Origin of the sequence: Halomonas sp. LBP4, assembly GCF_003202205.1 — a bacterium.
Classification (GTDB): Bacteria; Pseudomonadota; Gammaproteobacteria; order Pseudomonadales; family Halomonadaceae; genus Halomonas; species Halomonas flagellata.
Genome location: NZ_PDOG01000008.1, coordinates 60,796 through 84,583, shown reverse-complemented (window position 1 = coordinate 84,583; position 23,788 = coordinate 60,796). Strand labels below are relative to the sequence as shown.

19 protein-coding genes are annotated in these 23,788 nt (G+C 65.6%); 5 read left to right on the top strand and 14 right to left on the bottom strand.

Annotated features, from left to right (window positions below):
* Nucleotides 1–24: 24 nt before the first annotated feature.
* Nucleotides 25–1,869, bottom strand: a complete 1,845-nt coding sequence (locus CR157_RS19685) for a bifunctional sugar phosphate isomerase/epimerase/4-hydroxyphenylpyruvate dioxygenase family protein (protein ID WP_110285246.1) — start codon at nt 1,867–1,869, stop codon at nt 25–27.
* A gap of 479 nt (nt 1,870–2,348) precedes the next feature.
* Here CR157_RS19685 and CR157_RS19680 point away from each other — a divergent pair, with 479 nt between their 5' ends.
* The 5 genes from CR157_RS19680 to CR157_RS19660 all read left to right on the top strand — a co-directional run bounded on the left by CR157_RS19680 (nt 2,349) and on the right by CR157_RS19660 (nt 7,263).
* Nucleotides 2,349–3,356: a tripartite tricarboxylate transporter substrate binding protein gene (locus tag CR157_RS19680; RefSeq protein WP_110285245.1), complete on the top strand. Its 1,008-nt coding sequence runs from the start codon at nt 2,349–2,351 to the stop codon at nt 3,354–3,356.
* Between the two features lie 60 nt (nt 3,357–3,416).
* On the top strand, nt 3,417–3,893 hold the full coding sequence (locus CR157_RS19675) for a tripartite tricarboxylate transporter TctB family protein (protein WP_110285244.1): 477 nt from the start codon (nt 3,417–3,419) through the stop codon (nt 3,891–3,893).
* 15 nt (nt 3,894–3,908) lie between these two features.
* Nucleotides 3,909–5,411, top strand: a complete 1,503-nt coding sequence (locus CR157_RS19670) for a tripartite tricarboxylate transporter permease (protein WP_110285243.1) — start codon at nt 3,909–3,911, stop codon at nt 5,409–5,411.
* A 70-nt stretch (nt 5,412–5,481) separates the two neighbouring features.
* Entirely contained in the window at nt 5,482–6,144 is a 663-nt protein-coding gene (locus tag CR157_RS19665) for an HAD family hydrolase (RefSeq protein ID WP_258364241.1), read from the top strand.
* Between the two features lie 315 nt (nt 6,145–6,459).
* Nucleotides 6,460–7,263, top strand: a complete 804-nt coding sequence (locus CR157_RS19660; protein WP_110285241.1) for an SDR family NAD(P)-dependent oxidoreductase — start codon at nt 6,460–6,462, stop codon at nt 7,261–7,263.
* A 25-nt stretch (nt 7,264–7,288) separates the two neighbouring features.
* Here the strand turns inward: CR157_RS19660 and CR157_RS19655 are convergent, their stop codons facing one another.
* The 13 genes from CR157_RS19655 to glnE form a co-directional block, all read right to left on the bottom strand.
* Nucleotides 7,289–9,061, bottom strand: a complete 1,773-nt coding sequence (locus tag CR157_RS19655) for an ABC transporter substrate-binding protein (RefSeq protein WP_110285240.1) — start codon at nt 9,059–9,061, stop codon at nt 7,289–7,291.
* A gap of 80 nt (nt 9,062–9,141) precedes the next feature.
* On the bottom strand, nt 9,142–9,879 hold the full coding sequence (locus CR157_RS19650) for a sulfite exporter TauE/SafE family protein (protein ID WP_110285239.1): 738 nt from the start codon (nt 9,877–9,879) through the stop codon (nt 9,142–9,144).
* A 110-nt stretch (nt 9,880–9,989) separates the two neighbouring features.
* The gene (locus tag CR157_RS19645; RefSeq protein ID WP_110285238.1) at nt 9,990–10,580 is read right to left on the bottom strand and encodes a malonic semialdehyde reductase; all 591 of its coding nucleotides are present in this window, start codon (nt 10,578–10,580) and stop codon (nt 9,990–9,992) included.
* 45 nt (nt 10,581–10,625) lie between these two features.
* Nucleotides 10,626–11,486: an intradiol ring-cleavage dioxygenase gene (locus tag CR157_RS19640; protein WP_110285237.1), complete on the bottom strand. Its 861-nt coding sequence runs from the start codon at nt 11,484–11,486 to the stop codon at nt 10,626–10,628.
* A 4-nt stretch (nt 11,487–11,490) separates the two neighbouring features.
* Nucleotides 11,491–12,408, bottom strand: coding sequence for an NAD(P)-dependent oxidoreductase (locus CR157_RS19635; protein WP_110285236.1), 918 nt, complete (start codon nt 12,406–12,408; stop codon nt 11,491–11,493).
* Entirely contained in the window at nt 12,405–13,784 is a 1,380-nt protein-coding gene (locus tag CR157_RS19630) for an amidohydrolase family protein (RefSeq protein ID WP_110285235.1), read from the bottom strand. Before CR157_RS19630 ends, CR157_RS19635 begins: the two co-directional genes overlap by 4 nt.
* Nucleotides 13,781–14,860, bottom strand: coding sequence for a maleylacetate reductase (locus CR157_RS19625; RefSeq protein WP_110285234.1), 1,080 nt, complete (start codon nt 14,858–14,860; stop codon nt 13,781–13,783). Before CR157_RS19625 ends, CR157_RS19630 begins: the two co-directional genes overlap by 4 nt.
* Nucleotides 14,861–14,931: 71 nt before the next feature.
* On the bottom strand, nt 14,932–16,494 hold the full coding sequence (locus tag CR157_RS19620; RefSeq protein ID WP_110285233.1) for a sugar ABC transporter ATP-binding protein: 1,563 nt from the start codon (nt 16,492–16,494) through the stop codon (nt 14,932–14,934).
* Complete coding sequence (locus tag CR157_RS19615; protein ID WP_110285232.1) at nt 16,491–17,450, bottom strand: ABC transporter permease; 960 nt, start codon at nt 17,448–17,450, stop codon at nt 16,491–16,493. Before CR157_RS19615 ends, CR157_RS19620 begins: the two co-directional genes overlap by 4 nt.
* 16 nt (nt 17,451–17,466) lie before the next feature.
* A complete protein-coding gene (locus tag CR157_RS19610) occupies nt 17,467–18,414 on the bottom strand; it encodes an ABC transporter permease (RefSeq protein WP_219999978.1) in 948 nt (315 codons plus the stop codon).
* Between the two features lie 170 nt (nt 18,415–18,584).
* Nucleotides 18,585–19,577, bottom strand: a complete 993-nt coding sequence (locus CR157_RS19605) for a sugar ABC transporter substrate-binding protein (RefSeq protein ID WP_258364240.1) — start codon at nt 19,575–19,577, stop codon at nt 18,585–18,587.
* Nucleotides 19,578–19,774: 197 nt separating this feature from the next.
* Nucleotides 19,775–20,698 (bottom strand): branched-chain amino acid transaminase, encoded by a 924-nt coding sequence (locus tag CR157_RS19600; RefSeq protein ID WP_110285229.1) that lies wholly within the window; start codon nt 20,696–20,698, stop codon nt 19,775–19,777.
* Nucleotides 20,699–20,787: 89 nt separating this feature from the next.
* Nucleotides 20,788–23,775 carry a bifunctional [glutamate--ammonia ligase]-adenylyl-L-tyrosine phosphorylase/[glutamate--ammonia-ligase] adenylyltransferase gene (gene glnE, locus CR157_RS19595; RefSeq protein ID WP_110285301.1) on the bottom strand — a complete coding sequence of 996 codons (2,988 nt, stop codon included), beginning with the start codon at nt 23,773–23,775 and terminating at the stop codon, nt 20,788–20,790.
* Between the last annotated feature and the right edge of the window lie 13 nt (nt 23,776–23,788).

Here is a 23,788-nt window from a genome sequence, read left to right as displayed (position 1 = left end):
AGCAACTACCCACTCTGCCAATTGTCAGCCGCTATTCGCCTGGGCGGCGAGACGGATCCCGGCGTTGGCCGCGCCGAACTGCTGATAGCCGCCACGGCGCTCGACGATCTCGAAGAAGAAGCGGCCCGAGAAGGTCTCGGTATAGGCGTGGAAGAATTCGCCCTCGTCGTTGCGATCGTAGAGGATGTTGCGCGTCCGCATCGCCTCCAGCAGGGATTCGTCGAGGCCGTAGCGGGCCTCCAGGTCGTCGTAGTAGTTGCGGGGAATCCGCAGCAAGGGCAGGCCCCGGGCCTGCAGCTCGTCCACCGTGGCGAAGATATCGCGGCTGGCGAAGGCGAGCTGCTGCACGCCGCCGCGGAACTCGCTGAGGAAGCGGCCGGGCTGGGTCTCCTCTGCCTGGGAGACGGTCAGCGGAATGCGGATGCTGCGATCGGGGCTGACCACCGCCTGGCTGATCATCATGCCGCGGGGGTCGACGATCTCGTGCTCGGCCTCGGCCTCGAAGCCGAACACGGTGCGATAGAACAGCTGCCAGCTGAGCAACTGGGTGGCCGGCAGCACGTAGGAGAGGTGGTCGACGCGGGTCAGGCCGGCCTCGTTACGACTCTCCTGGTCGAAGAGCTCGAAATCGGTACGCCACTGCAGGTCCGCGGCGGCCTCGTCATCCACCAGGTAGATCAGGCTGCCCTCGATGCCACGCAGCGCCGGGATCTCCATCTCGCCCTCGCCCACCTGGCCACGGAAGGTCCGAGCCTTGAAGGCACGGGCTCGCTCCTGCGCCCCCTCCACGTCGTCGACACGAAAGCCCACGGCACACACCGAGGTGCCGTGCAGCAGGCGGAAGGTGTGGGCGAAGCTGTCGGTCTCGAAGTTGAGCACCAGGTGGATATCCCCCTGCTTCCACAGCTCGACGTTCTTCGAGCGATGGCGCCCCACGTGGCGAAAGCCCAGGGCGTCGATGAACTCGCCCAGGGGCGCGGCGCTCTCCTCGTCGAGGGTGAACTCGATGAAGTGGATGCCGTTGTAGCGCGGTGCCGGCGGGATATGACCGGCCCAGGGGCCCTCCTCGAGCAGATTTTCCAGCCAGATCAGTGAGCGCAGGCCATCCAGGGCGGTGACCTCGGTGGGGGCCGCGCGGAAGGCATCGCTGAAGATCTCCAGCGACAGTGGGCCATCGTAGCCGGATTTCGCCAGCGCCGTCATGAAGGCCTTCAGCGGCAGGCGCCCCTGGCCGGGGAAGCAGCGGAAGTGGCGGCTCCACTGCAGGATGTCCATGTCCAGCAGCGGGGCATCGGCGACCTGGACGAAGAAGATCTTCTCCCTGGGGATCCTGCCGATGGCGGAGAGGTCATGCCGGCGCGAGAGGATATGGAAGCTGTCGAGCACCACGCCCAGGCTCGGGTGGTCGGCGCGACGCACCACCTCCCAGGCATCGCGATGATCGGAGATATGCCGCCCCCAGGCCAGCGCCTCGAAACCGACGCGGATGCCTCGCCTGGCGGCCCGCTCGGCCAGCTCGCGCAGATCGGCCGCGGCCCGGTCCATGTCGTCGACGGCCTGGGGCGAGACGTTGCTGCACACCAGCAGGAAATCGGTGCCGAGCTGCTCCATGAGGTCGAACTTGCGCTCGGCCCGCTGCAGGTTGCGACTGCGCTGGGGCTCGGGCATGGCCTCGAAGTCGCGGAAGGGCTGGAAGGCGACGATCTCCAGCCCCAGACGCGCGCAGAGTTCGCGCACCTCCCCCGGTGTGCCGTCGAAGGAGAGCAGATCATTCTCGAAGATCTCTACGCCGTCGAAGCCGGCACGGGCGCTGGCCTCGAGCTTGGTTCTCAGGTCGCCGCTCAGGCAGACGGTGGCAATGGCGCGCATCTTGTCCTCCAGGTGGCGATGTCGAGAGGTGAGTCTGGCAGCGTCACTCCTCGGTGCCCGTCGTTTCAGTCGCGAACGATCATCATACGGCCAGCACACGCAAAATGGAACCCGGTTCTGATGTTCGCGTGGCGTTCATTAGTTCGCATTATGCGCGAAATCGGGGGTAGCGTGGCAAGCCCCCTCAGGTCCGCGCCTCTTCCCGCCGTGGTCAACGATTGCTGCTACTACTATAGAAGGCGTTGCCCTCGATACTGAACACTTGTCGAGGAGTACCGCCTGCCGCGCTGGCAGGCTCCCCCCATCATTCGACTATGGTCGTAGGCGACCACATCCTGCATTGACAGTACTGGAAGGGAGTTCTAGTGTTCGCAACAAGCACTTTAGTTCGACTATCGAACGCAATTGAGCCCCTGGTCCCAGAACACGAGGACCGCTGCCCGCAGGCAGACCAACAACACGAGTCCGGAGGATTCCCCATGTTCAAACCGCTTCTCACCAGCCTCGCCGTCGCCGTCGGCTCTCTGGCCATGGCCGGCAACGCCCTGGCCGAGTATCCCGAGCGCAATATCCAGGCCACCATCCAGTGGGGGGCCGGTGGTGCCACCGACAACGTGGCCCGCAGCCTGACCCCCCATGTCGAGGAGATCCTCGATACCACGGTGGTGCTGACCAACCGTCCGGGCGGTACCGGCGTGATCGGCATGAACCACGTCATGCGTCAGCGTGCCGATGGCTACAACTTGCTGTATGGCGCCGAGAACCCGCAGCTCTACCAGTTGATGGGCCTGGCCGACTTCAGCTATGACGACATGCACACCGTCAACATCATCGGCCAGGGTCTGGTGGTGATCGCCGCACCCGCCGACAGCCCCTTCGACAGCCTTGCCGACCTGCTGGAACATGCGAAGGCGAACCCGGGTGAGCTGCGGATGGGCGGGACCGGTGCCGGCGGCCTGCCGAGCACCGTGCTGGCCATGGTCAACGCCGTGGACGAGCTCGACGTGCGCAATGTCACCTTCGGCGGCGACGGCCCCGGCATCACCGCCATGCTGGGCGGTCATATCGACTTCATGCCGCTGAGCCTGGCCGCCGTCGGCGAGCAGATCCGCAGCGGCAAGATGAAGGGCCTGGCCGTGCTGACCAAGGAAGAGATCGAGGCGCTGCCGGGTGTGCCGCCGATCACCCAGGCGCTGCCGGACATCGAGTCCTTCCTGCCGTGGGGGCCGTTCTGGGGCGTCTTCGTCCACCAGGACACCCCGGACGACATCAAGGCCACCCTGGAAGAGGCCTACGAGCAGGCGGTGGCCAACCAGGAGTTCGGCGACTTCATGCAGAACTTCGGCGCCGAAGTGCTCAACCTCAACGGCGAGGCGGCCGAACAGTACCTGGACAACTGGCAGTCGGTGACCGCCTGGGCCATGTACGAGGCGGATGCCGAGACGCTCGAGGCCACCCCCGAGGAGCTGGGCATCCCGCGCCCCTGACCCCCAATGCCCACTTGACGGGGAGGCCGGGCACAGGCCGGGCTCCCCCGGAGTCATGACATGAGCCAGAAATTCGAGCGTGTCCAGCCAGGAGAGAAGGTCTTCGACTGGCTGCTGCTGCTGTTCAGCATCGGCGTGCTGCTCGAGGCCTATCGCATCGACGGGATTCCCTCCGTCAACTCGCCAGGCTCCTTCCCGGTCGGTCTGGCGCTGGTGATGCTGGCCTCGTCGGTGGTGATCCTGGTCAGCCATCGCCGCAAGCGGCGCGATCCTCGGATCCGCAATGCGCTCCACGAGGCCCAGGTCTTCCTCCACGAGCACTTCCAGCCGCATATCGTGGTGTTCACCTTCCTCGCCGTGGCCTACCTGGCCGCCATCGTCTGGGCGAGCTTCTATGTCAGCACCTACCTCTTCCTGGCCGTGACCTTCATCTACTTCCGTCATGGCCGGGTGGTGAGCTCGCTGATCATCTCGGCCGTGGCCATCGCGGTGATCTATGCCCTGTTCACCCTGGTGTTCCGCGTCTATCTCCCCTGACCCCCGAGGCTCCTGATGAGTGATACGTTTTCCTTTCTGCTCATGGCCTGGCTGGATCCTCAGCTGCTGCTGCTGACGGCGCTGGGCACCCTGGCCGGGATCTACGTCGGCGCGATTCCCGGTCTCTCCGTGACCATGGCCGCCTCGATCCTGATCTCCTTCACCTTTTCCTGGGACATCAACAATGCCCTGGCCCTGATGGTGGGCATCTATGTGGGGGGCGTCTATGGCGGCTCGCGCACCGCCATCCTGCTCAACATCCCCGGCGCCCCCTCGGCGGTGGTCACCGCCTTCGACGGCTATCCCCTGGCCCAGCGCGGCGAGGCGGGCCAGGCCATCGGGCTGAGTACCGTGATGTCGGTGATCGGCGGCCTGCTGGGCACCCTGGTCCTGGCCGGCAGCGCCCCCTTCCTCGCCGACATGGCGCTGGAGTTCGCCCCGCGCGACTACTTCCTGATCGCCGTGCTCGGCCTGCTGCTGGTCAGCACCCTCTCCGGCAAGTCGTTGGCCCGGGGCATCTTTTCGGTGGCCCTGGGGGCCAGTATCGGCCTGGTGGGCATGGACATGGTCACCGCCCAGCCTCGCCTGACCATGGGCAGCATGGAGCTGCTCGGCGGCATCCATTATGTAGTGGTAATGATCGGTCTGTTCGGCGTGGCCGAGGCCTTCTACCAGTTGCACAACCTGACCAAGGTGCCGATCAAGCAGAAGGTCGACAAGATCATCCCGCCGCTGAGCATGGTGCTGAAGTACCTGCCGCTCTCCATACGCACCTCTATCATCGGTGTCATCGTGGGCGCCCTGCCCGGCACCGGGGGCGACATCGCCTCGCTGTTCGCCTACGACCATGCCAAGCGTACCGTCAAGAACCCCTCCAGCCCCTTCGGCGAGGGTGCCTACGAGGGCCTGGTGGCGCCCGAGACCGCCAACAACGCCGCCGTGGGCGGGGCCTATGTGCCGATGCTGACCCTGGGGATGCCCGGCGATGCGGTGACCGCGGTAATCCTCGGCGCCCTGGTCATCCACGGCCTCAATCCCGGCCCCATGCTGATGATCGAGACCCCGCACATCTTCTGGTTCACCGTGGGCAACCTGGCACTGGCCAACATCTTCCTGCTGATCTTCGGCCTCACCGGCATCAAGGTCTTCTCCAAGGTGGTCGAGGTCCCCAAGGCGCTGCTGATTCCGTTGATCCTGGTGCTCTGCGTGGTGGGCACCTACTCCATCAACAGCAATATGACGGAAGTCTACTGGATGCTGGGCTTCGGCATCCTGGGCTACTGGCTGAAGGTGTTCGGCTTCCAGATGGGCCCCGTCATCCTCGGCGTGATCCTCGGGCCGCTGCTCGACGAGACCTATCGCCAGGCGATGTCCTCGGTGGGCGACAGCGGTGGCCAGTTCCTGCTGGCGCTGGTGACCAACCCGTTGTCGCTGGTGCTGACCACCGTGATCGCGCTGGTCCTGCTGGGCCAGACACCGGCCAAGACTTGGCTGACGAGCCAATTCCAGCGAAACTGATGCCTCACCCCACGGCAACGACGCGGCCCACCGGGCCGCGTTCCTGTTGGTGCAGATGTGGAGCGAGCCAGTGAACGACACCGCCCCCGGCCCCGGAAGCGTGCTGGTCTTCGACTTCGACGGCGTGATTCTCGACTCGGCGACCCTCAAGCGCCAGGCCTTCGCCGAGCTCTACGACGACGAGCCGGAGGAGAGCCGGCGTGCCGTGGCCGCCTACCTCAGCCGCCGCGGCGGCCAGCCGCGAGAGGTCAAGTTCCGCCACATCGAGGGGCATATCCTCGGCCGCGAGGCCGGAGAGGCTCGCATCCAGGCGCTCTGCCGGCGCTTCAAGGCCAGCGTGGAGCAGCGCCTGCTGGACGCCCCGGCGATTCCCGGCGCACTCGAGTTCCTGGAACGCTGGCAGGGCCACCTGCCGCTCTACCTGCTCTCCGCCACCCCCGAGCCCGAACTCAGGACGATCGTCGCGCGCCGGGGCCTGGCCGGCTATTTCCGCGAGGTGATCGGGGCGCCGCCGGACAAGGTCACCGCTCTGCGCAACCTGCTGGCCCGCCACCGGCATGCCGCCCGCGACACGGTGATGATCGGCGACTCCTACAACGACTACCGGGCGGCCCGCTCCAACGCCACCCTCTTCGTCGGCGTGACCGCCGACCCAGCGGCCTCCCCCTTCCCGAGCGATGTCGTCACCACCGTCGACCTGACCGGCCTGGAGGCCGCCCTGGCGAGGCTGTGAGCCACCGTTCCGGATCACCTATTCAGGCACTTCATTGCCGACAAGGCTCGTTATACCGGCAATAGCTCGATGGCGACAGCCTCATCAAAACATCCAATCTGGCCAGAATGGCTGGCATGCCAACTGTCACTTCCCCACGACCATGCAGACAATGTGGTTCTGCAAGGCAGAGACGACCGATTCGTTGCCTGACTTTTCCCGCAGTAGCACAGCACGGCAGCACTGCCTTTCAGGTTCGATGCCTGACAAACAGAACCCGGAAACAACGCGGCCTTCGCCGTTGACTCTTCCACAACAACACCAGGAGGTGACACCATGGACAAGACTCGTCTCGAGGGAAAGAACTGCCTGATCACCGGCGCCGCGCGTGGCATGGGTGCCGCTGTCGCCGAGCATTATGCCGAACAGGGCGCCAATGTCTGCGTCGCCGACCTCAACCTCGAAGGGTGCGAGGAAGTCGTCAAGCGCATCACCGACAGGGGCGGCAAGGCCATCGCGATCAAGCTCGATGTCACCGAGCGTGAGCAGATGAAGGCGGCCGTGCAGGCCACCGTCGAGGCCTTCGGCAGCCTCAATGTCATGGTCAACAACGCCGGCATCAACAAGCCGCTGATGTTCCTCGATATCACCGAGGATAACTGGCACCAGATCATGGACGTCAATGCGCTGGGCTGCCTGATCGGCATGCAGGAAGCCGCCAAGCAGATGATCGACCAGGGCAAGGAGAGTGGCCCCTACAAGATCATCAATGTCGGTTCCATCCTGTCCCGCCAGGCCTTCGATGACGTGGTCCCCTATTCGTGCAGCAAGCACGCCGTACTGGCCATGATCAACGGTGGCGCCAAGGCGCTGGTCGACCACAACATCACCGTCAACGGCTATGGCCCCGGCGTCGTGCGCACCGAGCTGTGGGAGCAGCTCGACAAGGACCTGGTCAGCATCGGCAAGTTCGACAAGCAGGGCCAGTCCATGGACGAGCTCGCCGAGAAGATGATCCTGATGAAGCGCTACTCCTACCCGGCAGATGTGGTCGGTACCGCCTCCTTCCTGGCCAGCCCGGAGTCGGACTACATGACCGGCCAGCTGCTGATGATCGACGGCGGCATGATCCTGCAGTGACGCCACCGGCAACCCGGCCGGTGGATCAGTAGTATCCCCTGCCACGCATCACCCGATCGGCCCTGTCCTGCGCCATGGACAGGGCCTTCTTGATGGAGCGGCGCCCGTCCAGCACCTCGAAGATCTCGTGCCCGGCAATGCTGATCAGGTCGGTGATGCCCGGCACCGGGGGGCGCGGCCAGGCCTGCAGGATGTCCTTCCTCGCCATGCCATCCACGATCTCGATCAGTGGCGACAGCGCCGAGACCTCCGGGTCCTGGCTGACGCTGAAGCGCGGCGTCACCAGGCTGCCGTTCATGATATAGAGCTTGGACATGTTGGGCGAGGTCAGGTGACGCAGGGCCGTCCAGGCGTCCTCGATCCGCTCCTCCGAGAGATTGGCCGGAATGGCCAGCGCATAGCCCCCAATCGGGGTGATCGGGCGGCCATGGTTGCCGATGGGGTGCGGCAGATAACCGGTCTGTCCCCAGGCCGGTGACTCCCGATCGAACTCGATGAGCGGGGCCAGCAGTGTATAGCAGTAGGCCATGCAGGATTTGCCGGCGGCATAGGACTGGGCACGCTCGTACCAGGCCATGTTGAGGATATTGGGTGGCGAGTATTTCAGGATATCCAGCATATACTCGCAGGCCCGGAAGGCCGCATCCGACTGGAACATCGGCCGCAGCTCTTCCCCGGACGCCTGCTGGTAATCATAGCCACCCTCGCAGGGGCGCAGATTGATGATCGGCTGGCCGAACTTGGCCATCAGGAAACTGAAGGTATGGCCCAGCGGCGTGCCGCGCGCGGCATTCCAGGCGATGCCGTATTGCCCCCTGGCGGGGTCATGGAGTCGCCTGGCCACCTTGACCAGATCCTCGGTCGTCGTCGGGGGCTCGAGCTGTGCTCGCTCGAGGATATCCTTCCGGTAACAGAGCAGTTCCGGTGTCGTCTGGACCGGAATACCGTACTGCTTGCCGGCATAACCGGAACTCTGGATGGCGACGGGATGGAAATCGGACAGGTCGTAGGCGTCCCGTTCAATCAGCGAATCGAGCGGCATCAGCATCTCCCTCGACGCCAGCTCGCCGAACCAGGGAAGGTCACAGGCCACGAGGTCATAACGCGACTTCGCCTGCCGGGCATTGTCGAGGATCTCCTCGAGCAGGCCGTCGATCGACTTGGCCTTGTTCCTGATCTCCAGGCCGAAGATCGATTCCAGTTGCCGCTTCAGATTGTGCATCGCCATGAAGGTGGGGTCGGCATGAGCCAGCACACGCAGCCCACCCTTCAGTTCGAGTCGCGCCGAGAGTACCGCCGGCGTCGAGATCACGCGGCCCGCCTCGGCAGCGCCGAGGAAGATCCGGCGGCCGGAGTCCGACGCCGGATCCACCCCGAACAGGGGACCCAGGAGGCCCTTGATCCGGTGTGCATAAGCCTCCCACTCGTCGATCATCATCGGCGAGGGGTGCAGCGATACCGTCTTGCCCGATTTCGTCCTGGGGCGTGACAGGATCAGCCCGCGCTGGATGATGCTCTCGATCCCGCGCTTGGCGGTACCGTAGGAGAGCCCCGAGGCATCCGCGAGCGAGGTGGGCGTCGTCAGTCGACCGGCCAGATGGTTGCGCATGAGGTGGAGCATCATGCGCATCTCCCGGTAGCCATTGGCCATGGAGAGCTCATGCTCCGTCTCGTCCTCGAACTTCTCGATGAAGTCGAGGAAGCGGGCGAACTCGGTATTGGAGAGCCTTGGCACCGGCCTCTGCGACAGTCTGTCATAGGGGCCCTCCGGATGGCTCTCGTCGGGGAGGTCACTCATGTTCGCCTCGGAGCAGGGACAGGGTGATGCACCAAGATAGCGCCGCCGCACGCCTGGCAGCAAACGCGATGGCAACGCGGCTATCCCCAGCCGTCGACGATCAGCCGAACGCCCAGCAGGATCAACAGGGTCAGGATGATCCGGAAGAAGAGCTCGCCACTCAGCCGCTTCTGTATGGCCAGCCCCAGGCGCACCCCCAGCCAGGCCATCGGGATCAGCAACAGCGCGATGGTGAGGTTCTCGACATTCAGCAGGCCGAGCATGCCGTAGGGCACCAGCTTGACCAGGTTGGTGGCGGCCAGGAAGACCACCGCGGTGGCGAGGAACTGCTCCCGGGTGAGCCGGCGCTGCAGCAGGTAGACGTTGAGCGGCGGCCCCCCGGCATGGGCGATGAAGCTGGTGAAGCCTGCGATGCCGCCACTCAGTCCGCCGACCCAGGTCGGCATGACGCGGCCGCGGAAGGGCTTGAGCAGTCCCCACAGGCCGAACAGGATCGAGAACACCCCCAACAGCACCTTCAGCAGGTCCTCATCGAAGAGACCATAGGTCAGGTAGCCGACCGCCACCCCCAGCACCGCCGGGGGAAACATCAGCCACAGCAGCGAACCGACGCGGTGGCGCCACCAGGCCTTGAGGCTGAAAAGATCCATCACGATCAGCAGCGGCAACATGACGGCCACGGCGAAGGCCGGGCTGGCCTTCAGCGAGATCAGTGGCACCGCCACCACCCCGACACCGCCGGCGAAACCCGACTTGGAGATGCCGGTGAGCAGCACGGCCAGGATCATCAACGCCACGAACGGAGCGTCGTACACCATGGGAAGGCTCCCATCTGACATAAGAAGGGCCGTGAAGATCACGGCCCAAATCGGAGGAACATGCAAGTGCCCAGCCGCCTCGATGGGCCGAGGCGGCTGAGCAGGCCCGGTCAGAGGATCCGACAGACCTCGTCGAACTCGAACCGTGCCTGACGCGGGAACAGCGACGAATGATCGCCGTAGCCGAGGCTGCACAGGAAGTTGCTCTTCACCTTGCCATCGGGGAAGAACTCCTCGTCGACGGCGGCATTGTTGAAGCCGGACATGGGGCCGGTATCCAGCCCCAGCGAGCGCGCGGCCAGGATGAAATACCCGCCCTGGATGGAGCTGTTGCGGAAGGCCGTGGTGTTGATGAAGTCCGTCTTTCCCTCGAACAGCGACTTGGCGTCCTTGTTGTGGGCGAACATGCGCGGCAGGTGCTCGTGGAACTCGGTGTCGTAGCCCAGCACGGCCACCACGGGCGCCTTCATGGTCTTCTCCTGGTTGCCGGGCATCAGGGCCGGCTTGAGCCGCTCCTTGGCCGCCTGGCTGTTCAGGAACAGCACGCGAAGTGGCTGGCAGTTCATCGAGGTGGGCCCGAAGTGCATCAGGTGGTAGAGCTCACGAAGCGTCTGCTCACTGACACTCTTGTCCTTCCAGACATTGTGGGTCCGGGCATTGGTGAACAGGGTTTCGACGGCGCTCTGGTCGATGGCGGTCATGAAGTGTACCTCTTTGTTGAACAATGGATTTCTGTATCTCGACTGTCAGCTTGCCTGCAAGCCGAAGTCGTATTGCAAATGGCGGTATGGTGACTGCAGGGTGCGGCCATCCGGCGCCTGTCCCGGCGGCATCAGCTCGTATTCCCTGACCAGGGAGTCCTTGACGCCGAAGACGGCGTCGGAGTCGAGGTAGGGATCGTGCTCGGCGAAGACCTGGGTCACCAGGGTGTCAAACCCCTCGGCCATCAGCATGAAATGCACATGTGCCGGCCGGTAGGGATGCCGCCCCGTGAGCTCCAGCATCTTGCCGACGGGGCCGTCCGTGGGAATCGGGTAGGGTGAGGGGGTCACCGTCCAGAAGGCATAGCGCCCCTGGTCGTCGGTGGTGAACCTGGCCCGCAGCGAGGCACTCTCGAGCTCCTTCTGGACGTCGTAGAACCCTTCGCTGTCCGATTGCCAGACGTCGATGACGACATTGGCCAGCGGCTCGCCGCGCCCGTCGTGCACCCGCCCCTCCACGAAGAAGGGCTCCCCCTCGACGCCCCAGTCGATCGACTCGCCCTGCTCGGCCCGGGGCGGGTCGGCGACATAGAAGGGCCCCAGCACCGTGCTTTCCGACACCATCGGGTCCGACGCCTGATGATTGATGGCATCGACCAACATCGTCACGCCCAGGGTGTCGGAGAGCAGGATGAACTCCTGACGCTTGTCGTCGCACATCTGGCCGGTCCGGGTCAGGAAGTCGATGGCTTCGGTCCACTCCTGTTCGGTGGGTTCCACGTCACGGATGAAGGCGTGCAGGTGGCTCACCAGGCTGTTCAGCACGCTCTTCAGCCGCTCGTCACGGCAGCCGGCGAACTGCTCGATCACGGCATCCGTGATGTTCTCTGCGTTCAGGTTTCGCATGTCGTCATCCCCTGGCGCCGGAGGCGCTCTCGAAGGCCGGCAACCCGGAGAGGCGCTCGGTGTGGTGGATGGTGGCGATGTAGTCATCCTCACCGTGCCCCGTGCCGATCAGGGAGCTGTAGGCCTCGCGCATCTGGGCGGCCAGGGGCACGGCGACACCGGCCCCGTGGGCACAGCCGAGGACCAGGTCCAGGTCCTTGGCCATCTGGGCGGCCGAGAAGGTGGAGGTGAAGTCACGGTCCTTCAGCGGCTGGGTCTTGTACCTGACCATCGGCGAGCCCACGGCACTGTCGGCCATCAGGTCCAGCATCGCCTCCCAGCCGATGTTGCCCTTGCGCGCCATCGCCAGGGCCTCGCCCATCATCCCGGCGCTCACCGCGATCATCAGGTTGATGGCCAGCTTGGCGTAGCGAGCCTGCTCATCGTCCCCGAGCCAGTACTGGGCCTTGGTGAAGGTGTTCATCACCGGTGCGGCGTCATCCAGCGCCTCGCGCGGACCGGAGACCATGGCCGACAGGGTGCCGGACTCGGCGGCGACGGGATTCCCCGACACCGGGCTGCGCAGATAGGCAATGCCCCGCGCTTCGGCGGCCGTGGCCACCCTGGCGGACGCCTCGATGCTGACGGTGCTGGTCTCGATCAACACGCTGCCCGGGGCCATCGCCTCGATCAGCCCACCCGACGCCAGGGTCAGGCCCAGCAGCGCCCGGTCATCGGGGATCGAGACGAAGACCAGGCGGCAGTCCTCGATGGCGGAGGCCAGCGCCCGGTGGGGGGTGATGCCGGCTTCTTCGGCAAGTGCCACCCGCTCGGCGCTGAGGTCGAATCCCTGGACAGGGTAACCAGCTGCTACTATCCGCGTTGCCATGGGCAAGCCCAGCTTGCCGAGGCCGATCCAGGCTACCTTGGTGGTCGTGGTCATTGGACTGTCTCCCCTGGTTCTCGGGACGCGTGTTCCCGTGACATCAGTTCGGCATTGATGCGGTGACCGGAGGCTGCCAGATGGCTGATCCCCTCCTCGACGTCCGCCAGCAGCTTGCCGTTACGCTTGTGGAACTCTCCCGCCACCATGACGCTGTCGACGTTGGCGAGACTCGCCTGCATGACGACGGTCGAGACCGGGTCGCTGACCGGCTGCATGTTCAGCAGGCCGCTATCCAGCAGCACGATGTCGGCCTGCTTGCCCGGGGTCAGGCTGCCGATGCGCGCCTCGAGGCCCAGGGCGCGTGCGCCGTCGACGGTGATCCACGCCAGCGCCTCGCGGGTGCGGATGGTCGAGGTGTCGGGAATGCTGCCCTGCTCGCGTCGCGAGGCATCGTTGTCCAGCGAGCGTTGCATGCCCAGCGCCATCCGGGCGACCGTGAACATGTCACCGGAGATGACCGACTCGAGATCCACCCCCAGGGAGACGACACCGCCGTGTCGGCGAACGTGGCCGGTGATCGGGAAGCCATGCCCCTGGGTCATCTCGTTCTCCGGTGCGATGGAGAAGGTCACGCCCTGCTCGCAGAAGCGGGCCAGCTGGGCGTCGTCCAGGCTCTGCCCGTGCACGATATTGATGTCCGGCCCCAGCAGCCCCTGCTCCTCGATCACGTCCCAGCCACCGGGGCTGACGGCCGCGCCGCCGCCCTGGTGCATCGAGGCGACCAGGCCGAACTCCTTGGCCAGGGCGAAATCCTGCAGGCTGACATCGAGGGTGGAATAGTGGGGGCCGAGGATGGCCAGCCCCAGGGTCACCCGGGCCTCGGGGTCGGCAAGCTCCCCCTGGAGCAGCCGCTCGACCTCACCGCGAGGATGCGGGATCTCGCTGAAATGCGGCTGTCCCGGCTCGGGGTCCGGCTTGGGCGAGCCGTGGAAGAACAGCGCCCGGATACCGGACTCCTTGAGCCCGCGAATCGCCGCATCGGTATGCTCGGGTGTGGGGTTGTTGTGGCACCAGTCACCCAGGGTGGTGGTACCGCAGTTGAGCTGGTTGAGCGCCCCCATGCGGGTGGCGATATGGATGTCGTCGGGCGTGAACAGGCTCGCCAGGCCGCGGTGGACGTGGCGAAAGTACTCGAGCAGCGTCCAGTTGGCGGCGACGCCACGCAGGCCGGTCTGCCAGGTATGCAGATGGGCGTTGACCAGCCCGGGGATCAGGATGCCGCCCCGGCAGTCGATGACCTTGGCGCCCTCGGCCGGAAGATCCTGGCCCACGGCCAGGATCCGGTCGTCTTCCACCAGCACCTGGCCCTGGGCAAGCTCGCCCAGCGCCGGATCCATGGTCACGACGGTGGCATTGGTCAGCAGTGTCTTCATCGGTGTGCTCCCTCCTCCCTGGCCGGCCGCTGACCGACCAGGGCATGGCGCAGCAGACGATGGATGCCCTCGGCCTCGACCTCGCGAGGGTTCCAGTAGGGGTTCCGGGTGGCGATCTCGGTGGCGCGCTCGACATCGTCCAGCGTCAGGCCGATCTCCTCCAGTGCCGTGGGCGCGCCTACCGCCCGGGCCAGGTCGAAGAGACCGGCGGCGGGATCCTCGCAGCCCAGTGCCCGGGCGATGCGCGACATCGCCTCGGGGGCCGCCGGGGCGTTGTAGGCCACCGCATGGGGCAGCACGATGGTGTGGGTCTCGGCATGGGGCAGGTCGAAGGAGCCCCCCAGGGTATGGCAGAGCTTGTGATGCAGCGACATCCCGACGGAGCCGAGGCAGGCACCGCACAGCCAGGCGCCATAGAGGGCATCCGAGCGAGCGTCCTGATCGGAGGGATTCTCGGCGATCACCGGCAGGCTGCGCGCCAGTGCCGCGATGCCTTCCTCCGCCATCAGCGAGATCACCGGGTTGCGGTCACGGGCGTAGAGCGCTTCCACCGCATGGGCAATCGCATTGATGCCGCTGGTGCCGGACATGCCGGCGGGCAGCGAGAGGGTCAGGTCGACGTCATAGATCACCGTTTCGGGCAGCACCTCCAGGGTGCGCTGGGTGGTCTTGAGGCCGTCGCGCGTCTCGCCGAGGATCGGCGTCATCTCGGAGCCGGCATAGGTGGTGGGGATGGCCACCTGGGGCAGCCCGGTGCGCAGCGCGATGGCCTTGCCCAGGCCAATGGTCGAACCGCCACCGATGGCCACGGTGCAGTCGACCCCCAGTTCCTCGACCACCCGCATGGCACGCTCGGTCACCTCGACCGGCGTGTGCATGGCCGCCTCGGCATACAGGCCAGCCCCACGCTCCCCGAGCTGTTCCAGCACCGCGCGTGCCTGTTCCTGCTGCTGGGGGGTGGCCAGCACCAGGGCCCGACGGCAACCGAGTTGTTGGATTTCCTCGGCGAGGCGCGACAGGGTCCCCTGGCCGAATACCACCCGAGATGGCAGGCCATGATAGACAAAGGATTGCATGGGTCTTTCCTCAGACGTTGAAGATGCATGTCGGCGCCCCACGCGGGGCGCCGCAGTGGCGGCGAACCCGCCTAGCCGGTCACGGCCGCCGTCGGCGATGGCTTGCCCATTCCGGTGATCGCCTGCACCAGCTCGTCCTCGCTGACGCTGTCGCCATCGAACTCGGCGGTGACCCGGCCGTCGTACATGGCGATGATGCGGTTGCTCAGGCCGAGCACTTCCGGCATCTCCGAGGAGATCACCAGCACCGCGTAGCCCGACTTGGCGAGATCCTTGACCAGGGCGTGAATCTCCGCCTTGGAGCCCACATCGATCCCGCGGGTCGGCTCGTCGAGGATCAGCAGCTTGGGGTGGGTATGCAGCCACTTGCCGATGACGATCTTCTGCTGGTTGCCGCCGCTCAGGTTGCCGACCTTCTGGCGCCAGCCGGGCGTCTTGATCTTCATCGCCTGCTGGTACTTGTCGTAGACGGTGCGCTCGGCCGAGCCCTTCATGAAGCCCATCGAGGAGACCGTGCCGAGCCCTGCCAGGGTCATGTTGTCCCGGCAGTTCATGCCCAGTATCAACCCCTGGTCCTTGCGATCCTCCGGTACCAGGGCGATACCCGCGGCCACGGCGTCGTGGGAGTGACGGAAGTTCACCACCTCGCCATCCAGCACCACATCGCCCGCCACGGGCGTACGTAGCCCGAAGATGGTCTCGGCGACCTCGGAACGGCCCGCCCCCACCAGCCCGTACATGCCGACGATCTCGCCCTTGCGGACGTTGAAGCTGACATCCTCGAAGACCCGCTTCACCGAGAGGTTGCGTATCTCGAGCATGTTGTCGCCGAATTCAGAGGGCTTGCTGGCATGGTCGAGCTCGAGGCTGCGCCCGATCATCATCCGCGTGACCTCGTCCTCGCTGGTCGCGCAGGTATTCACCGTGCCGGTGTACTCGCCATCGCGCAGCACCGAGATGCGATGGGACAGGTGGAAGATCTCGTCCATGCGGTGCGAGATGTAGACGATCCCCACCCCCTGGTCGCAGAGCGAGTGGATCACGTCGTAGAGCACCGGCTTCTCGTGGTCGGTCAGCGAGGCGGTGGGTTCGTCGAACACCACCACCCGCGGGGTGAACACCAGCGCCCGAGCGATCTCGACCATCTGCTTCTTGGCGATGGACAGCGACCCCACCAGGTCGTCGTGCTGGAAGCTGCACTTGAGGGTCTCGAGAATCTTGTTGGTGTCCTCGCGCAGCTTTCGCCAGTCGACCCGGTTGCCCCACTTCTTCGGCAGGCTGCCGAGGAAGATGTTCTCGGCCACCGTCATCTCCGGTACCAGCGACTGCTCCTGGTGAATCAGCACCACCCCGGCCCGCTTGGCATGCTTGGGGTTCTCGAACTCCATCTCCTCGCCGCCGAGGATGATCTTCCCCTCATTGGCCTTGTGCTTGCCGGCCAGCACCTTCATCAGGGTCGACTTGCCGGCGCCGTTCTCGCCGAGCAGGGCATGGACCTCGCCGGGGCGCACGTCGAAGTCGACGCTGTTCAGGGCCACCACCCCGGGGAAACGCTTGGTGATGCCTGCGAGCCGGAGTACCGGTTCGGCGTCGATCGGGGGCCGCTGCACGGCATTGCCTTGGGAGGGATTCATATCCGCACCTCCTTGGTCGACGGCGCATTGAGCTTCTTGTCGATGATCAGCACCGAGATGAGGATCGCACCGAGGATGACCAGCACGTAGAAGGCCGGCACCTGCATCATGTTCATGCCATTGCGCAGGATGCCGATGGCCAACACGCCCCCCAGGGTACCGGTGATGCTGCCGTAGCCACCGGTGAGCTTGGTGCCGCCGAGCACCACCGCGGTGATGGTCCACAGCTCGTAGTCACGGCCGAGGTTGGGGGTGGCGGCCCCCATCTGGCTGGCCAGCAGCACACCGGCGAGGGCGGCGAAGAAGCCGACGATGATGAAGTTGATCATCATGTGGCGGCCGAGCCGGATGCCGGCATCGATGGAGGCCTCCGGGTTGCCGCCCACCGCGAAGGTGTTGCGGCCATGGCCGGTGCGGGTCAGCACCAGGTGCATCACCAGCGTGCAGAGCAGGAAGATGATCGCCAGGACCGGGATCGGGCCGATGGTGCTGGCACCGAAGTCGGCGAAGGCGAAGTTGGTCGCGTAGAAGGATTGCTCCTGGGTGTAGAGGAAGATCAACCCGCGCACCCCGATCATCGCCCCCAGGGTGACGATGAAGGCGTTGACCCCGGTCTTCCAGACGATCAGGCCGTTGATGGCGCCGATCACGATGCCGGCCGCCAGGGCGGCCAGCACCGCCACGGTCAGACCCAGCGGCTGAATACCGACGACCAGCGAGGCGGCCAGGCCCAGGGTCGCGCCCACGGAGAGGTCGATGTTGCCGTTGATCATCACGTAGGTCATGCCGAGGGCGAGCAGGCCGATCGTCGAGGTCTGCACCAGGATGTTGGTGATGTTGCTCAGCGACAGGAAGTACTCCGACATGAAGCTGAAGAAGATGAAGATGGCGATGACGAAGATCCAGATCGGCTGGATGGCCGTCTTGCCACGGAAGAAACCTTTCAGTGACGTCATGTGTCATGCCTCCGCGTCATGAGTGGGTCGTCAGCAAGCGCTTGCGCTTGTTGGCGAGGTCCAGCCAGACGGCCAGGATGATGATCACCCAGGTCACGATCCACTGGATGTAGTAGGGATAACCCATCAGCAGCAGGCCGTTCTGGATGAAGCCGAGGATCAGCACGCCGATCACCGTCTTCCAGATGCTGCCGGCGCCGCCGAGCAGGCTGGTACCGCCGAGAATGATGCCGGCGAGCACCAGCAGCTCGTAGCCCTGGCCGACGTTGTTCTGGGAACCCATGACCCGCGAGCCGAGCACCAGGGCGGCACAGGCCACGCAGAAGGCCGAGATCAGGTAGGTGCTGAACACGCACCAGTTCTTGCGAATGCCCGAGTAGACGGCGGCCATGGGGTTGCCGCCGACGGCGAAGATGCGCCGCCCGTAGCCGGTGTAGGACATGACGACCTGCACGACGATGGCCAATAGCCCGAACAGCAGGATGGGCACCGCGATACCGGCCACGTAGCCGCGGCCGAAGAAGGCGAACCAGGTGCCTTGCTGATTGGCGATGTCGACGTTCTGGCCACCGCTGTAGATCAGCACCAGCCCCTGGATCGCCGAGAGCATCGCCAGCGTCACGATCAATGAATTGAGGCGCATGAAGCCGATCAGGAAGCCGTTCACCGCACCGATCAACAGGGTCAGCGCGAACATCAGCAGGATGGCATTCACGGGGCCGATCTTGTCGTGCAGGTCGACCACCAGCACGGTAGAGAACGACAGCAATGAGCCCACGGAAAGGTCCAGATTCCCGCCGATGATCACCACCGTGACGCCAACCGCGATGATGCCGATGATCGAAGCCTGGCGGACAACCGTCATGATGTTCGACTGGGAGAGGAATTGCTCGGAAAAGAACGAGAACACGACCATGCCGAGCAGGAAGAAGACCAGGATACCCTGAGCCGAGAGAAAGCTCATCAAGCCCGCCTTGTTGATACTTCCCGTCAAGAGTCGTGATTTGGTTTGTTCTGCAGAAGCCATGCTAATCACCTGTATGGGTGTCACCTTGCGCAGTCGGCCTGCGCCCAGGCTCGTGCCGTGTCCCGGGACCGCCTTTCACGCACGGCCCCGGGTAGCACAACGTGCCTTCAGAAAACCGGTCGATCGAACTCGCCAAGGATTTCGGCGGTGATTTTCGGGGTCTCGAAGAAGTTCATCTTCGGCACTTCCTGGCCACCCAGCACATCCAGGGCTGTCTGCAGGGCCGCCTCGGCGTCATCCACCGGAGACTGGTAGATGGAACCGTAGTATTCGCCGCGCTCGATGGCGTCATAGCCCACGGCGAAGTTGGTGGCGCCGATGAACACGATCTCGTCGGCGCGGCCGGCGCCCTTGGCGGCATTCAAGGCGCCCACCCCCATGTTGTCGTCACCGGCATAGACACCGTCGATACGATCGTACTTGGTCAGGAAGTCTTCCATGACTCGCTGGGCGCGCTCACGGTTCCAGTTGCCCGGCTGGGTTTCCAGCAGCTCGACACCCGGACAGAGTTCGGCCAGACGCTCCTCGAAGCCCCCTGCCCGCTCCATGGCGGTGGTATAGCCCGGCTGGCCGGAGATCTGCACGATCTGGCCTTCGCCGTCCAGGGCATCACACATCATCTCGGCCGAGGAAGCACCCTGCTGAACGTTGTCGGGACCGGAGAAGGCGGCGATATACTCGAGGCCGGCCTCGGCGATCTTGGAGTTGGTGACCACGACGGGGATGCCCGCCTTGTGGGCCTGGCGAATGGCGGGAATAACGGCCTGGCCATTGGTCGGCCAGATGATGATGGCATCGACCCGCTGTTGGATCAGATTATTGATCTGGCCAATCTGTCTTGCCACATCGCCGCCAGCATCAAGCACGACGATTTCGACATTTTCATTCGCTTCCGCCGCTGCCTCGAAAGCGCTTTCATAGGTGGTCTGGTAACTGTCGACGCCGACATTGTTCTGGGTAATGCCGATCCGATAGGGCCCTTCGGCATAAACGGTCGCGGTCGACATCATGACGATGGAAGCGGCGAGTGCGGTTTTCTTGAACATGGGGATTCTCCTGGCGTTTTCTAATATTTGTTCGTCAACCTGCGGACTGTGCAAGTCGGTTGATGGAGCTTACGGCTGGGCCTGGATTCGGCACAACGCGACCATCAAGGAGAAATGACCAATCTGGTTATTTTTGTCCGCAACCCGCCGTGGGGCGAGCAGGCTTGCCGGACCGCCTACGCAAGGCGCCCCGCCTGTCGTCGACAGGCGGGGCGCCGTGATCACGCACCCGGGCGAGCCCGGCTGGAACTTCAGGCCACCGGCGTCAGCCAGTTGTCGTCGAGCACCTGCTTGCCACGCACCAGGTCGAAGTAGAGCGACTGCACCTTCTCGGTGATCGGGCCGCGGCGACCCGCCCCGATGGTACGGCCGTCGAGTTCGCGGATCGGCAGCACCTCGGCGGCGGTGCCGGTGAAGAAGGCCTCGTCGGCGATGTAGATCTCGTCACGGGTGATCAGCTTCTCGCGCAGCTCGAGGCCCAGGTGCTCGGCCATGTGCAGCACGGTGTTGCGGGTGATGCCGTTGAGGCAGGAGGTCAGCATCGGCGTGTAGATGACGCCGTTCTTGACCACGAAGAGGTTCTCGCCGGACCCTTCGGCGGCATAGCCCTGGGGGTCGAGCAGCAGTGCCTCGTCGTAGCCGCCGCGCTGCGCCTCGGCCAGCGCCATCATCGAGTTGATGTACTGGCCGTTGGCCTTGGCCCGGGTCACGGAGATGTTGACGTGATGGCGGGTGAAGGAGGAGGTCTGCACCTTGATGCCCAGCTCGCGGGCCTCCGGCGCCATGTACGACGGCCACTCCCAGGCGGCGACGATCACATGGGTCCTGAGGTTGTCGGCACGCAGGCCCATGCCCTCGCTGCCGAAGAACACCATGGGGCGCAGGTAGGCCTCCTCGAGACCGTTCTCGCGCACCGCGGCACGCTGGGCCTCGTTGATCGTCTCCTTGTCGAACGGCATCTCCATGCCGAGGATCTTGGCGGAGTCGAACAGGCGCTCGGTGTGCTCCTTGAGCCGGAAGATGGCGGTGCCCCAGTCGGTGGCATAGGCGCGCACCCCCTCGAAGCAACCCATGCCGTAGTGCAGGGTATGGGTCAGCACGTGCACCTGGGCATCGCGCCAGGGAACCAGTTCGCCGTCGAACCAGATGAGACCGTCACGGTCAGCCATCGACATAATCTACGTCCTTTCGTCTTCTTTAGTCGTGTTGAATCAGAGCACCTGCCGGCGAAGCGGCACCGCATGGTGCCGCCTTCGGGACGGGATCATTGCGGGTCGTCCTGCGGCTCGAGCAGTCGCTGCCAGAGTTCGATGACGGCCTGACGGTGCGCATGGAAATCCGCATTCCGGCCGCGCCCCGCCTCGCGGGTCAGCGAGGCCCGGTGAGCCGCACTGCGATAGGCGAGATAGGCGTCTCGCAGGCGCTGGCAGTCGCGCCCCGGCAGGCGGCCGGTCGCTTCCAAGGTCTCCAGAATACGAATATTGTCGCTCCACGCCAATAGATCGGGCGTGTCGCCGGCCATGGAGAGCACCGCATACTGGCAGAGGAACTCGATGTCGACCATGCCGCCGGGGTCGTGCTTGAGGTCGAAGTCCTCGCCTTCGCTCTTGCTGGCCAGGTGCTCGCGCATCTTGTGACGCATCTTCACCACCTCGTCGCGCAGGGTCTCGAGGTCACGCGGGCGTCCTAGGATCTCGCTGCGGATGGCCTGGAACCGCTCGGCCAGCCGCTCATGGCCGGCCACTACCCGGGCCCGCACCAGCGCCTGGTGCTCCCAGGTCCAGGCCTGGTCGCGCTGATAGTCGGCGAAGGCGTCGAGCGAACTGACCAGCAGCCCCGAATTGCCCGAGGGGCGCAGGCGCATGTCCACCTCGTAGAGCGAGCCGGCCGGGGTCACCGCGGTGAGCAGGTGGATGATCCGCTGGCCCAGGCGGGTGAAGAAGACGGCGTTGTCCAGCGGCCGCTCGCCATCGGTGCTGCCCTGGGGCGCGCCGTCGTGAACGAACACCAGGTCCAGGTCGGAGCCATAGCCGAGCTCGATGCCACCGAGCTTGCCATAGCCGACGATCAGGAACTCCGGTTCGACACCAGCCCGCTCGCCGTTGCTACGCTGCGGGAAGCCGTGCTTGCGGGTGAGGTGCTTCCAGGCCATGGCCAGCACCGCCTCGAGGATCACCTCGGCGATGTAGGTGAGGTAGTCGCTGACCTTCATCAGGTGGCGGGTGCCGACGATGTCCGAGGCCGCCACGTGCAACACCTGGGCGTGCTTGAACACCCGCAGCGCCTCGAGCTGGGCCTCCTCGTCGTCCTCGGGCAGCCGCCCCAGCGTCTGGCGCAGCTCGTCGGAGAGCCGCGCCTTGTCGGCCGGGGTATAGAGGGTGTCGGGGGTCAGCAGTTCGTCGAGCAGGATGGGATAGCGGGCGAGCTGCTCGGCGATCCAGGGGCTGGCACCACACAGTCGCATCAGGTGTCCCAGCGCCTCGGGGTTCTCGCGCAGCAACGCCAGGTAGGCGGTGCGCCGCAGCACCGCCTCGATCAGCGGCAGCACCCGTTCCAGGGCGGTATCCGGCAGTTCGCTGGCCGCCACGGCATCGAGCAGCAGGGGCATCAGGGCATCGAGGCGCTCGTAGCCGATGCGCTGCATGGTCTGGACCTGGCGGGAGTGGCGCAGGGAGTGCAGCCGCCGGGCGGCGGTGAGCGGGTCACCGAACCCGGCGTCACCCAGCAGCGCCTGGACCTCGTCCTCCTCCAGTTCGCCGCGCCAGAGCGCGCGCCACCCCTCGAGGCTGACCGCCACCTCACCGCCATCACCGGGCTCTTCCACCTCCCCTTCCGGATCGGCGATCACCGCGTCGAAGTGCTGGCGGACCCGGGCGCGCACCTCGTCGAGACGGGCCATCACCGCCGGCCAGTCGGCCATGTCCAGGGCCAGCGCCACACGCTCTCGGTCCAGGCCGTCGTCGGGCAGGCGCTGGGTCTGGCGATCCTCGAGTGCCTGGAGGATGTGCTCCAGGTCGCGCAGGAAGGCGTAGTCGGGCAGCAGCTCCTCGACCACCTCCTGCGGCAGCAGGCCGAGTTCGGGCAAACGCTCCAGGGCAAGCTTCAGCGAGGTCACCTGCAGTTCGGTGTCGCGCCCGCCGCGGATCAGCTGGAAGGCCTGGACCACGAACTCCACCTCGCGAATGCCGCCGGGGCCCAGCTTGATGTCGTTCTGCATCCCCTTCCGGCGTACCTCGCGATTGATCAGCGCCTTGAGCTCGCGCAGCGACTCGATGGCGCCGAAGTCCAGGTAGCGGCGGTAGACGAAGGGGCGCAGGCCGGCCAGCAGCTCGGCCCCAGCCTCGCGATCACCGGCGACGGGGCGCGCCTTGAGCATGGCATAGCGCTCCCACTCGCGGCCCTGGTCCTGATAGTAGCCGGCCAGCGACGAGAAGCTGCCCACCAGGGGACCGCCGTCACCCAGCGGGCGCAGGCGCATGTCGACGCGGAAGGCGAAGCCGTCGGCGGTCACCGGATCGAGCGCGGTGATCAGCTTCTGGCCCAGCTTGGTGAAGTACTCCTGGTGTTCGAGAGACTTGCGGCCGCCCTCGGTCTCGCCCTTCTCGGGAAAGGCGAAGATCAGGTCGATATCGGAGGAGAGGTTGAGCTCCCCGGCCCCCAGCTTGCCCATGCCGAGCACCACCAGGCGCTGCTCGGCGCCGTCGCGGCGGGGCGCGGGGCGCCCCCAGCGGGGCTCGAGATAACGCTCGAGCCAGCCCAGGGCGCCTTCCAGGCAGGTCTCGGCGAGCCGCGAGACCGCCTCGGCCGTGGCCCACATGTCGATGCCCGGCGGACGGGTCAGGTCGCGCCACACGATGCCCAGCATCCGCGCGCGCCGGAAGCGGCGCAGGGCGGCCTGCAAGGCCGGCTCGTCCTCGGCGGTCTCGAGCCGTTCGCCGAGCCACTCACGCAGGGTCTCGGCATCGGGCGCGACCTCCAGCTCGCCGCTGGCGTCCAGGTGGAGCAGCCAATCGGGATGACGCACCAGGGTCTCGGCGACGAAAGCGGAGATGGCCAGCACCCGGGCCAGCTGCATGCGCCGGGACGCCGAGAGCGCCAGCCAGTCCTCCAGCGGCGAATCGCCGTCGCTCATGCCGGCCAGGTTGTCGGCCTGCTCGAGCGACGCCGCCAGGCGCTCGCGGGCATGTTGCAGCGGCACCCGGAGGGGGTCGGGGATATCGGTCAGCGGCAGGAAGTCGTCGGGAAGGGCCATGGGCATCTCGCAT

Excerpts from the sequence above, each read along its gene's own strand:
- CR157_RS19660 (WP_110285241.1), top strand. The coding sequence starts at position 6,460 with ATGGACAAGACTCGTCTCGAGGGAAAGAACTGCCTGATCACCGGCGCC.
- glnE (WP_110285301.1), bottom strand. The coding sequence starts at position 23,775 with ATGGCCCTTCCCGACGACTTCCTGCCGCTGACCGATATCCCCGACCCC.
- CR157_RS19645 (WP_110285238.1), bottom strand. The coding sequence starts at position 10,580 with ATGACCGCCATCGACCAGAGCGCCGTCGAAACCCTGTTCACCAATGCC.
- CR157_RS19635 (WP_110285236.1), bottom strand. The coding sequence starts at position 12,408 with ATGACCACGACCACCAAGGTAGCCTGGATCGGCCTCGGCAAGCTGGGC.
- CR157_RS19600 (WP_110285229.1), bottom strand. The coding sequence starts at position 20,698 with ATGTCGATGGCTGACCGTGACGGTCTCATCTGGTTCGACGGCGAACTG.
- CR157_RS19685 (WP_110285246.1), bottom strand. The coding sequence starts at position 1,869 with ATGCGCGCCATTGCCACCGTCTGCCTGAGCGGCGACCTGAGAACCAAG.
- CR157_RS19670 (WP_110285243.1), top strand. The coding sequence starts at position 3,909 with ATGAGTGATACGTTTTCCTTTCTGCTCATGGCCTGGCTGGATCCTCAG.
- CR157_RS19620 (WP_110285233.1), bottom strand. The coding sequence starts at position 16,494 with ATGAATCCCTCCCAAGGCAATGCCGTGCAGCGGCCCCCGATCGACGCC.
- CR157_RS19625 (WP_110285234.1), bottom strand. The coding sequence starts at position 14,860 with ATGCAATCCTTTGTCTATCATGGCCTGCCATCTCGGGTGGTATTCGGC.
- CR157_RS19655 (WP_110285240.1), bottom strand. The coding sequence starts at position 9,061 with ATGAGTGACCTCCCCGACGAGAGCCATCCGGAGGGCCCCTATGACAGA.
- CR157_RS19650 (WP_110285239.1), bottom strand. The coding sequence starts at position 9,879 with ATGGTGTACGACGCTCCGTTCGTGGCGTTGATGATCCTGGCCGTGCTG.
- CR157_RS19680 (WP_110285245.1), top strand. The coding sequence starts at position 2,349 with ATGTTCAAACCGCTTCTCACCAGCCTCGCCGTCGCCGTCGGCTCTCTG.
- CR157_RS19640 (WP_110285237.1), bottom strand. The coding sequence starts at position 11,486 with ATGCGAAACCTGAACGCAGAGAACATCACGGATGCCGTGATCGAGCAG.
- CR157_RS19610 (WP_219999978.1), bottom strand. The coding sequence starts at position 18,414 with ATGAGCTTTCTCTCGGCTCAGGGTATCCTGGTCTTCTTCCTGCTCGGC.
- CR157_RS19615 (WP_110285232.1), bottom strand. The coding sequence starts at position 17,450 with ATGACGTCACTGAAAGGTTTCTTCCGTGGCAAGACGGCCATCCAGCCG.
- CR157_RS19630 (WP_110285235.1), bottom strand. The coding sequence starts at position 13,784 with ATGAAGACACTGCTGACCAATGCCACCGTCGTGACCATGGATCCGGCG.
- CR157_RS19675 (WP_110285244.1), top strand. The coding sequence starts at position 3,417 with ATGAGCCAGAAATTCGAGCGTGTCCAGCCAGGAGAGAAGGTCTTCGAC.